This is a genomic window from Undibacterium sp. RTI2.2, from assembly GCF_035018705.1.
Classification (GTDB): Bacteria; Pseudomonadota; Gammaproteobacteria; order Burkholderiales; family Burkholderiaceae_D; genus Undibacterium.
The window spans coordinates 14,338-26,155 of record NZ_JASJXN010000025.1 but is presented as its reverse complement, the minus strand read 5'-3'; the positions used below and the strand labels follow the sequence as shown (position 1 = coordinate 26,155).

The 11,818-nt window shown below is 46.7% G+C and carries 7 protein-coding genes; 6 read left to right on the top strand and 1 reads right to left on the bottom strand.

Annotated features, from left to right (window positions below):
- Window positions 1-60 precede the first annotated feature (60 nt).
- The gene (gene ybiB, locus QN395_RS14105; protein ID WP_323492251.1) at window positions 61-1,068 is read left to right on the top strand and encodes a DNA-binding protein YbiB; all 1,008 of its coding nucleotides are present in this window, start codon (window positions 61-63) and stop codon (window positions 1,066-1,068) included.
- 348 nt (window positions 1,069-1,416) lie between these two features.
- Here the strand turns inward: ybiB and QN395_RS14100 are convergent, their stop codons facing one another.
- The gene (locus tag QN395_RS14100) at window positions 1,417-3,660 is read right to left on the bottom strand and encodes a TonB-dependent receptor (RefSeq protein ID WP_322119938.1); all 2,244 of its coding nucleotides are present in this window, start codon (window positions 3,658-3,660) and stop codon (window positions 1,417-1,419) included.
- Between the two features lie 692 nt (window positions 3,661-4,352).
- Between QN395_RS14100 and QN395_RS14095 the strand changes: the two genes are divergently transcribed.
- The 5 genes from QN395_RS14095 (at window position 4,353) to rpoD (ending at window position 11,654) form a co-directional block, all read left to right on the top strand.
- Window positions 4,353-5,603 (top strand): NAD(P)/FAD-dependent oxidoreductase, encoded by a 1,251-nt coding sequence (locus tag QN395_RS14095; RefSeq protein WP_322119937.1) that lies wholly within the window; start codon window positions 4,353-4,355, stop codon window positions 5,601-5,603.
- Between the two features lie 308 nt (window positions 5,604-5,911).
- Entirely contained in the window at window positions 5,912-6,124 is a 213-nt protein-coding gene (gene rpsU, locus QN395_RS14090) for a 30S ribosomal protein S21 (protein ID WP_005877634.1), read from the top strand.
- A gap of 175 nt (window positions 6,125-6,299) precedes the next feature.
- Complete coding sequence (locus QN395_RS14085) at window positions 6,300-6,749, top strand: GatB/YqeY domain-containing protein (protein ID WP_322119936.1); 450 nt, start codon at window positions 6,300-6,302, stop codon at window positions 6,747-6,749.
- Window positions 6,750-6,787: 38 nt separating this feature from the next.
- Entirely contained in the window at window positions 6,788-8,581 is a 1,794-nt protein-coding gene (gene dnaG, locus QN395_RS14080) for a DNA primase (protein ID WP_322119935.1), read from the top strand.
- A gap of 517 nt (window positions 8,582-9,098) precedes the next feature.
- Window positions 9,099-11,654, top strand: coding sequence for an RNA polymerase sigma factor RpoD (gene rpoD, locus QN395_RS14075; protein ID WP_416352056.1), 2,556 nt, complete (start codon window positions 9,099-9,101; stop codon window positions 11,652-11,654).
- The last annotated feature ends 164 nt before the right edge of the window (window positions 11,655-11,818 follow it).

The window sequence follows — 11,818 nt, the reverse complement described above, 5'->3', positions numbered from 1 at the left end:
ACTTTCCCATGATTGCCGAGCGGTTTGCTCGTTGGCGTACCTTCGGTGTAAGCTATACAGATGACAAATACAGATCACTCTATCAATCAGTCCTCTAATAAAGAGGCTTTCCCTGCAGCCCGGTTTATCAAAGAAATCGGACGTGGTAAGGAAGGTGCGCGCAGTATGTCGCAAGAAGATGCGCAACTGCTGTACAGCGCCATGCTGGAAGGCCGGGTTTCAGATTTAGAAATGGGCGGCATCTTATTAGCGATGCGGATTAAAGGCGAGTCGGTCAAAGAGATTGCCGGTTTTATGGCCGCTGCGCAAGATGCCGTAGTGCGTTTGACTGCGCCACTTGATAGCGATTACGTCCCTGTACTGATCCCAAGCTATAACGGTGCTCGCAAAAAAGCAAACTTAACGCCTTTGCTGGCCTTGCTATTGGCGCGACAAGGGGTGCCGGTGTTGGTACATGGGGTCTTAAAAGATGCCGGACGCGTGACGACTGCTGAAATTTTTCAGGCACTTGGTACACCGTTAGCGACTTCTGCCGCAGAAGCCGAAGCCTTGATGGCGCAGCGAGAACCCGCTTTTATGCCGATCAATATATTGTCGCCAGACATGACGCGCATCTTGGCGATGCGCCGTATTCTTGGCGTGCGCAATTCTACCCACACGCTGGTGAAAATCTTGCAGCCATTTACTAGCGCCGCCTTGCGCTTGACGTCTTATACGCACCCCGAATATCAGATTATGCTGCGCGAGTATTTTTCTCACAGTGCGCCGCATGAGCGTGGCGATGCATTTTTAATGCGTGGTACTGAGGGCGAAACGGTTGCCAGCACAGGGCGAGCGCAGCAGATTGATTGGTTTCACGAAGGCGAATGCACGACATTGGTACAGACACATCAAAGTTTGTCCGGTGACTTACCCGATACGCCGGAGACTTGTGATGCTATAACGACGGCACACTGGATCAGGTCGGTATTGGCAGGTGATATTCCTGTCCCTGCGAATATTGCTGATCAGCTTGAGCACTGTATCTCGGTGGCAAAATTATTGAAACAGCGCACGGTGAATACCTGAATGTTTAAACCCAGATTTTCCATTAGACCGCTACCACTTCACAGAAACGCAGACGGCATGCGGTGTTTAGAGGGATAGCACGACCGCGATTTGAGTGGGAGCGCTACAGCGACAATTGCACCTTTGGCGAACTGCCTGGCGTTGTTGCTCCTCCTAGCAATATGCAGCTTGCGTCGTCGTCGCGTCTAGCCAGTCAGTTCGCCAAAGGCACACTTGTCGCTGTTCCAATGGAAAATCTGGGTTAAATCGTTAAGTGACTGATCGTCGCTGCACAAATAAAAACGCCGGATTAAATCCGGCGTTTTTTTGACTAGCATCTAGTCGATTTTTATAAAGACTTCAAATCAATTAGAAATTTGCCTTCAACTGGATACCATAGCTGCGTGGCTCATTCAAAATACCTGTTAAATTATTGAAGTCAATTGCGGCGATGACTTGTTGCTTGTTCGTGATGTTGCGGCCATAAGCAGCGACTTCATATTTACCATCACCCCATTTGTAACCCACACGCAATCCGCCTTCTAACAAAGACTTCGCTGTGTATTCTTTTGCTTCATACAAGAACATATTGTAAGTATCTTTGTATGCCCAATCGGTAAATACATACAGATCGCCATTGGCAATTGGTGTCGTGTATTTCAGCGTAAAGTTACCAACCCACTTCGGTGCTCGTGGTAATGGATTGCCACCGATGAGTACTGTACCGGCCACTGGGCCAGCAGGATTGGTGACAGTACAGCCGTTACCGCAAGGTGCGACAAATAATTTGGCATCCTTGATTTCGGTTTCGTTATAGCTGGTACCGAACGTGGTTTTCCAATTGCGGTTTAAGTTGGCTTGCAGTTCCAGTTCAAAACCTTGACCGGTTGCTTTATCTGCATTGACCAGTTTGTTTTGATTCACGCTGCCGCTACCTGCTGTCAATTGCAGATCTTTAACGGTGTATTGGAATACGGTTGCGCTGATACGGGCAGTATTGTCAAGAATGTCCTTCTTCACACCAGCTTCAAACGATAGATTTTTCTCTGGGTTTGCAACTGAGATATCATTACCAAACAGTACGCGACCCTGGATACTTGGTGCGCGATAGCCGGTTGCAATACGTCCAAAGAAGTTGGTTTGTGCATCAGCTGCATAGTTCGCACCCAAATCCCAGCTGACGTTGGTAGAGCTAGGATGTGCTGTCAGTTGCGCTGTGCCTGCACCACCGCCTGGAGTCACAAAACGTTGTGCATCAAAGTCTTTTTTATCGCTGGTATAACGCACACCGCCACGCAATTTTAACTTGTCATTGACCGCATAATTAAGCGAGCCAAAAGTTGCCCAGGATTTGGAATGCTGATGTTGATTTGCATAGCCATCTTGTACATTGCCAGCTAAAGAATTGTAGTCAAAACTATCGACCTGGATATCTTCTTTAAAGTAGTACACACCAGCAATCCATTGCAGCGGATCTTTGGTATTGGACTGTACCCGGAATTCTTGAGTGATTTGTTTCAAATCAGGAATGCCGTCGGCTGTTTCTGACGGGAATGGAATAAATCCAGGCCCCATCGGCAATGCAAATGAAGCGCCATAACCACCATCAACGTCAGCGCGGCTATACACTCTGGCTTTGTCGTAACCAGTGACGGAGTAAAGAGTCATGCCATCTAAATCCCAGCGCAGACGCATGCTGGCGCCGCTGGAGTTGAGTGTCTGCTTGTTGATACCGTCAGTAGGATAGACGGAATAATCGAAACCAGGGACGATGTTATTCGTACCTTTTTGAATGATATTGGCGCGGAACAAGGTAGCATTGCCGGACATGTCGCGGCCATGCACATTAAACAAAGCGCTGAAACCACTATTTTTGTAGGCTAACTGGATACGTGCAGCTTTGTCGTCGTAACCTTCCAGTGTCTTGGTACCGGTCGAGCGTGGATTGGTCACGCGGTCATCACGGGTTTGGGATTGTCCGGAAACGCGCAATGCCCAATCGCTATTCAATGGTACGTTGACAGCACCTTCCAGATTAACGGCACCATAATTGCCGAAGCCTGCATTGCCATAGCCTTCAAAGACACCGGTTGGTTTGGTGGATTCAAACTTTACTACACCGGCTGGTGAGTTACGTCCGAACAAAGTACCTTGCGGGCCACGCAAAACTTCAACCTGATCAACGTCAAACACGGGGAAGCCTTTGAGAATCGGGCTCTCTTGTACTACGTCATCATAGATCAGACCAACTGGTTGGGATGCATTCAAATCGAAATCAGTGTTGCCCAGACCACGGATATAAAAACGTGGGAAAGTGCGGCCAAAATCCGATTCAATATTCAAACTTGGCACGCGGGAGGCGAGGAAGCGAATATCCATACCTGCTGCGTTGTAAGTATCGAGTGCCTCACCTTTGATGGCAGAGATCGACATCGGTACTTCTTTGATATTTTCTGAGCGGCGGTTGGCGGTAACGATCACTGTTTCCAATTTAGTCGGATCAGTTTTGGCGTCGGTTGATGCAGGCGCGGTCTGCGCCATCGCTGCGTGCATCGGGAAAGCTGTCGCAACAGCGATCGCGAGCAGGCTTAACTTAATAGTCGGTTTAGGCATTTGATTTCATCCTTCAGGTTAAGTAATTTTCACATCAAGTCAGATCAAGTCACATCGAGTTACATCTACGGAATTACATTTACATCAGATTAAATCGCATCAGATCGGGTGGCCGGGGGAGGGCATCTACCCATTGGATGAGTGTTCAAAGCAGCGTGTGGGTAGTTTCTTTACACATTCGCTCAAAGCATCGTTATCGAACTCGTTACATTGATTTTGTGACCGACAGCGCAATCGTTTGCGTCACCGATGTTTCTGTTATCTCTTCTTGCGTAAGTCAAGTCAAGATTTAGTTAATCTTGTCTTCAAATTTCGTCAATATGTGTAAATTACGTTGCGGATTTAAAACAGAATATTGATATGCGGGAATCTTATGAGGCCATCTTGCTGATATTGAAACGTGTTTTAAATAAGAATAGCGGGGACTTACGTGAACAATCATTGCGGACATGTTTTTAACAAAGTCAAAGGGCGTTTTTCTGATTTTGCGAGCTTAGTGATCATTTATTCAAATGCGTTAAATTAATATACTGGGTAGATGTATATTTAATTGTCCATATAATCATTGGTCTGCAAGAGATTTTTTATAAAAATGATGGGGAGTATATTGGCTTGTCCGTGACTGACTTGCTCATCGGCTACAATCATGGCTTCTATGTAATCGCTTCTACTATCTAAGTAAGAAAATAAAAATGAACGACTCCGTCAGCATCACACCCAAGCCTTCCGGCATATCCAGTAACCCTGGCAAACAATATGATGTCGTCGTCATTGGCGCAGGCGCGGCGGGCATGATGTGTGCGTCCGTTGCTGGACAGCATGGCAAAAAAGTGTTGCTGGTCGACCATGCCAGCAAGTTGGCAGAAAAAATCCGTATTTCTGGCGGCGGGCGCTGCAACTTCACAAACCTGCAAGCGGGGCCGAATAATTTCTTATCTGAGAATCCGCATTTTTGTAAAAGCGCTTTATCGCGCTACACCCCACAAGATTTTTTGGCATTGATCAAACGTCATCACATCGCCTACCACGAGAAACACAAGGGGCAATTATTTTGTGATAACAGCGCCGAAGACATTATTTCTATGCTGAAGTCGGAATGCGATGCCGGTAAGGTGCAATGGCGCATGCCGTGCAAAGTTCTTGAGGTCCAGCATATTGATGACGGATTCTTGATTCAGACCGAGCAAGGCGCTATCACAGCAAAGCAGCTAGTGATTGCGACTGGTGGCTTATCGATTCCTAAAATTGGCGCAACAGAATTTTCATACAAAATTGCAAGGCAATTTGACTTGAAAATTGTTGAGCCCCGTCCAGCATTAGTCCCGCTGACGTTCGATGCCAAAACGTGGGAGCCGTTTGTACCCTTATCTGGTATTTCGCTGGAAGTTGATATAGAAACAGGCGAGAAAAAGAATAAAGCAGTATTTCGTGAGGATTTATTGTTTACCCATCGCGGCTTGTCTGGTCCGGCGGTATTGCAGATATCTAGTTTCTGGCAGGCAGGGCAATCTATTACCGTTAATTTGCTGCCAGAAATTGATATCGCGGAGGAGTTAATCACCGGTAAAGCTAGCATCAAGAAGAATTTATCCAATCATCTGGCGCAGCATTTACCTGCGCGGCTGGTGGATGGATTGCTGACTGCAAATGGTTTTGCAGGCGATGCCAGAGTGGCGGATATGAGCGACAAGCGCCTGCGCCAAGTGGGTGACAGCATCAATCGCTGGCAATTAATCCCGAACGGATCGGAAGGGTATCGTAAAGCTGAGGTGACGCGCGGCGGGGTTGATACACGCGAGCTATCGCAGCAAAGCATGATGGTGAAAAATGTTCCCGGCTTATATTTTATTGGCGAGGCGGTTGATGTGACTGGTTGGCTAGGTGGCTATAACTTCCAATGGGCCTGGGCATCGGGCGTTGCTGCGGGTAATGCGGTTGATTAGCAGGTTCGACTAAAGTTTGATTTAATAATAAAAGACTGACGTTGTTTTTTTATCGGACTAAGGTACTGCCTGCTGTATTTTTATTTGTCCAGGCATTATTTGGACAATAGCTATGGTTTTTAACTATACTCCCTAAAATATTGAATTTTACGATGTGGTTTTTGAGTTTTGGTAATCCCAGTAAAGCAGGTTTGCGATTACTTTTTTGCACAAGATTGCGTAAGATTTAATCAAGCTACTTCCAAACGCCTGAAAACTCTGCTATTATCTCGTTCTTCCTATAAATTTTTCATTGGTTCCGAACTTAAATGACCACAATTCGCCTTAAAGAAAACGAGCCGTTCGAAGTCGCTATGCGTCGCTTCAAGCGCACCATCGAAAAGACCGGTCTCTTGACCGAATTGCGCGCACGCGAGTTTTACGAGAAGCCAACTGCCGAGCGCAAGCGCAAGCTGGCAGCCGCAGTAAAACGCCACTACAAACGCATTCGTAGTCAGCAATTGCCTAAAAAGATGTATTAATTTCGTTTGGTGCTGCTAGCAGTGCCATTCAAAAATGCATTAGTATTTAGCTTTAGCATGCCCGCTCCGGTAATACGCAGCGGGCTTTGTTGTTTTTATCAATTTGCATTAAATCGCACTTAGCTAAGCGGAGTTAAGTCAATTTTTTGTACTTATTCTACTGTCAGGAAATTCCATGAGCTTAAAAGATCAAATCACCGAAGACATGAAATCAGCAATGCGTGCCAAAGAGACGACAAAGCTGGGCACGATACGCTTGATTACTGCCGCCATGAAGCAAAAAGAAGTGGATGAGCGAATTGAATTGACCGACACATTGGTGCTCGCCATCATAGAAAAAATGATTAAGCAGCGCAAAGATTCCATCACACAATTTGAGGTCGGTAATCGCCAGGATTTGGCAGATATCGAAAAAGCAGAGCTGGCTATTCTGTCTGCCTATATGCCCGCTGGTTTGACCGATGCAGAAATGCAGGCAGAAGTTGCTGCTGCTGTCGCCGCGAGTGGCGCAACTGGTGCGCAGGATATGGGTAAAGTGATGGCAATATTGAAGCCGAAATTGGCGGGCCGCGCTGATATGACCGTGGTCTCTGGTTTGGTAAAAGCAGCCTTGTTGTCTCGTTGATATTTCTTGTTTTGCTCTTTGTCACTTAGTTTGCCGCTTTGATTCCTCAAACCTTTATTCAGGATTTGCTCGCCCGCGTTGATATTGTCGATGTGGTGGGTAAGTACGTGCAGTTGAAAAAAGGCGGCGCAAACTATATGGGATTGTGTCCGTTTCACAACGAGAAATCTCCTAGCTTTACGGTAAGCCCGACTAAGCAGTTTTATCATTGTTTCGGTTGCGGTGCGCACGGCACTTCCATCGGATTTTTGATGGAATATTCGGGATTGAGCTTTGTCGATGCAGTCAAAGACTTGGCGCAAAGCAACGGCATGATCGTGCCGGAGGACGATAAATTACTCCCTGCTCAACGTGCAGAAGTCCAGGCAAAAAGTCTAGCACTAACTGATGTGATGACCAAAGCCTGCGATCATTACCGTACACAATTGCGTAGCGCCGAAGGGGCGATTGCCTACCTGAAAAAGCGTGGCTTGACGGGGGAGATCGCTGCTCGTTTCGGGTTAGGTTATGCGCCAGATGGCTGGGATGGCTTGCGCGCAGTTTTCCCTGATTATGCAGCGCCGCCTTTGGTTGAGGCTGGTCTCGTAATCGATAAAAGCGAAGAAGAGGGCGGTGGACGCAAGCGCTATGATCGTTTTCGTGATCGCATCATGTTTCCAATTCGCAATACCAAAGGGCAAGTTATAGGTTTTGGTGGTCGTATTTTGGAGCAGGGTGAACCGAAGTACTTGAATTCACCTGAAACGCCGCTATTTCAAAAGGGTTTTGAGCTGTATGGTTTGTTTGAGGCGCGGCAAGCGATACGTGAAGCGGGTTACGTGCTTGTCACCGAAGGTTATATGGATGTGGTGGCGTTAGCGCAGATGGGTTTTCCGCAAGCAGTAGCGACTTTGGGTACGGCTTGCACGCCAACCCACGTGCAAAAATTGTTGCGTCAGACTGATCATGTGATTTTTAGTTTTGATGGTGATAGCGCCGGACGTCGTGCTGCCAGACGCGCGCTGGATGCTTGTTTGCCGCATGCAAATGATAATAAAGTCATTAAATTTTTATTTTTGCCGACGGAGCACGACCCGGATAGTTATATCCGAGAGCTAGGAAATGATGCCTTTGCTCAGCAGGTTCAGGATGCGATGCCACTGTCACAGTTTTTCATGAAAGAGGTGATTGGTGATAGCGATTTATCTACTGCTGAGGGTAGGGCAAAAGTCCAGTTTGACGCAAAGCCGTTGTTGCAACAAATGCCGCCTTCTGGTTTGCGTTTGCAAATGGTGCGTAGCCTGGCTCAAGTTACTAAGACTACACCGTCAGAAATTGAAGCATTGTTTGAGTTGGCTCAGCCTGTATCGCGTGTAAAAATTGCGCCGCCAAAAAGCAGGCGCAGTGCTCCGGTTGGTCTGGAGCGACAAATCATGCGGATTTTAGTTGCCCACCCGTCGCTCTCTTTATTGCTTGATGCGGCAGCTTTGGCTGATGCAGCACAACTTGCGCCCGATGGTGCTGAGATGTTGACGCAGTTAGTGTTAGTGGCGCAAACCATGGGGCAGCAAGCCAATTTTGCGGCTTTGGCTGAGCATTTGCGGACCACAGGCGCAGACTATGATGCCTTGATTGCAGAAATAGCTGAACAAACAGAAACCGATCTTGATGTGGTAAAGCAAGAACTGGCGGGCGCAATACGTCAAATGCGGTTTCAGGTATTAAAGGCGGAGATGGAGGCGCTCGCTGCCTCAGGTTTGCGTGATGCAGTGGATATTGCCCGTTATCGTGAAATTATGCAGTTGCAAGAGGCTTTGCGTCGTCAGGCTGTGGCAGAAGTGGCAGTACGATGATCTCCGGTTAAGCATGGCGTTGCCTATTTTTTGCTCAATAAAATTGAACTGAAATACGGTGGTGCTAGAGTAAAGCCTATGCTCGTGGTATAATTAAAAGCTTTCGATTCAAGGTCTTAGGTTGTTTCATTCTGAGCGGAGAGGTTTTAGAACTGCTTAGAATGTGTTGTTTAGGTGAGCGTAATGCTCCTCCGAGTAACCCAAAATACTGGCGCTGAGACTCGGGTAGTCTGACATAGAAAAGGGTATAGCTCTTCGTACAGATCAATTGATCTGACGGATGATCATTGTCTTTTTATATGAACTAGATTGCCACCTCTGTTCTGGTAGGTTTGATTCAATGGCTAAAGCAATGAAGAAACCCGCGAACACTCCGATATCCTCAGCAGCAAAAAAAGTGGTGGCCAAAACGGCTGCGGCGAAGTCTGTCCCTAAAGTTGCAGTTGCTAAGGCTGTAATTTCGGCTAATAAAACTAAGCCAGCAACAACAAAAGTAGTGACTAAGACGGCCGTAAAAATGCCGGCAAAAAAAGAGGTTGCGAAAGATGTTAAAGCACCTAAAGTGATAAAAGCAGTGGCTAAGCTGGACGCAACTAAAACTGTTGCAGATAAATCCAAGGCCAGAAATATTGTAAAAGATGATCCCAAAGCTAGCGTTAAAGCGTTAGCTAAGGAAGCGACGGGCAAGACTGCAAAGCCAGTAGCGAAGGCTGATGGCGCATCTAAAGATTCATCCAAAGACGCATTAAAAGACTCAAATAAGCACGCTTCTGATCTGCCGGCGGGCAAAAAAGCGGACAAGCCACAAACTGCACCATTGAAAGCTTCTGTGACAATTAACAAGACCGATCCAAAGACAGTGATTAAACCAACTAAGAATTCAGCAAAGGCTGACAAAGCACCTGAAATTCAGGAAATCAAGTCCGGTTCTGCGCCTGCTGTTAGCCAGACTACGGATGCTGCCGTGTTGGCTGCAATTGACACTTCTGGCTATATTTTGCCTGGCGTTAAAGTGCCTGGTCGTCGTGGTCGTAAGCCAAAAGAATATCAGCCTGAGAATGAAGATCTAGCTGCGCTGAATGCGGTCGAGCGCGCAGAAATGAAAGCGATCGACAAAGCCAAGGCGAAAGATCGTAAGGCAAAAGAAAAAGCTTTGTTGAAAGATGCCTTCTCTGCCGATCCAGAAGCGACCGCAGAAGAGTTAGAGCGTCGTCGCCAAAAGCTGAAAACTTTGATCAAGTTAGGTAAGGATCGTGGTTATCTGACCTTTGCCGAGATCAACGATCATTTGCCAGAAAACGTGGTCGATCCTGAAGCAATTGAAGGCATTATCGGTACCTTCAACGACATGGGCGTCGCCGTCTATGAACGAGCCCCAGATGCTGAAACATTGTTATTGTCTGATAACGTAGTCACCGTTACCAGCGATGATGACGAGGTTGAGGCTGCTGCTGAAGCGGCGTTGTCTACCGTTGATTCTGATTTCGGTCGCACCACCGATCCTGTCCGTATGTATATGCGTGAAATGGGTTCGGTTGAGTTGTTGACGCGCGAGGGCGAGATTGTCATCGCCAAAAAAATCGAAGAAGGTCTGAAGGACATGATTCAGGCGATCTCTGCCTGTCCGACGACGATTGCTGAGATTCTGGTTTCAGCGGAGCGTATTCGCAATGACGAGATTAAAATTGACGAGTTGGTTGATGGTTTAGTTGATCCCAACGCAGTCGAAGAGGAAGAAAAGCCTGTTGTAGTCGTTGTAGAGGAAGAAGAGGAAGAAGAGGAAGAAGAGGAAGAGGAAGAGGAAGAGGATGAAGAGGCAAGTGCCGCTGGTGCCGCCGCTATCTCCGCTGAACAATTAGAACAATTGAAGCGTGACTCCTTAGCTAAATTCGACATCATCTCCACCAATTTTGACAAGATGCGTAAATCCTTTGAAAAAGAGGGTTACAACTCAAAATCCTACATCAAAGCGCAGGAAGCGATTTCCAACGAATTGATGGGCATCCGTTTTACTGCCAAAGTCGTTGAAAAATTATGTGACACTTTGCGCGGCCAAGTGGATGAAGTTCGCCATGTAGAAAAACAGATTCTGGAAGTTGTGGTCAATCGTTGCAACATGCCACGTAGCCATTTCATTAAAGTATTTCCAGGCAATGAAGTTAACCTTAAATGGGTTGAAGGCGAAGTTAATGCCGGCCATTCTTACAGCGCCATTTTGGGTCGCAATGTACCGTCAGTACAGCAGCTTCAGCAAAAGCTGATCGATCTGCAGGCACGGGTAGTTTTACCTTTGCCTGATTTGCGCGGCATCAATAAAAAGATGTCTGCTGGCGAAATGAAAGCACGTAAAGCCAAGCGTGAGATGACGGAGGCCAACTTGCGTCTGGTGATTTCTATTGCGAAGAAATACACCAACCGTGGTTTGCAATTCTTAGATTTGATCCAGGAAGGCAACATCGGTTTGATGAAGGCGGTAGATAAGTTTGAATATCGCCGTGGTTATAAGTTTTCTACTTATGCTACATGGTGGATTCGTCAGGCGATTACCCGTTCTATTGCGGATCAGGCGCGCACGATTCGTATCCCGGTGCACATGATTGAGACCATCAATAAGATGAATCGTATCTCACGTCAGATCTTGCAAGAGACTGGTGTAGAGCCAGATCCAGCGACGTTGGCAATCAAGATGGAAATGCCGGAAGATAAAATCCGCAAGATCATGAAGATTGCTAAAGAACCGATTTCGATGGAAACACCGATCGGTGACGATGATGATTCACATCTGGGTGATTTCATTGAAGACAATCACACATTGGCACCGGCAGATGCAGCGTTGCACGCATCTATGCGTAATGTCGTTAAAGATGTATTGGATTCATTGACCCCGCGTGAAGCTAAAGTATTGCGTATGCGTTTTGGTGTTGAGATGTCCACTGACCACACCTTAGAAGAAGTAGGTAAACAGTTTGACGTAACACGTGAGCGTATTCGTCAAATAGAAGCCAAGGCATTGCGTAAATTACGCCATCCATCACGTTCTGATAAGCTGAAAAGCTTCCTAGAAGGTAATTAATGTAATACAATTGGCGTCGGTTTTTTCGACGCCTGTTTTGCGTTTGAATTTGAGCTTTTTTTGAATTCAACAATTTGCAGGTGACAGCGTTAAAGCGATACCTGCATAACCCTGATAAAGATTCATACACGGATATTTGTCAGATTTAAGCAGCTTAGCTTGCA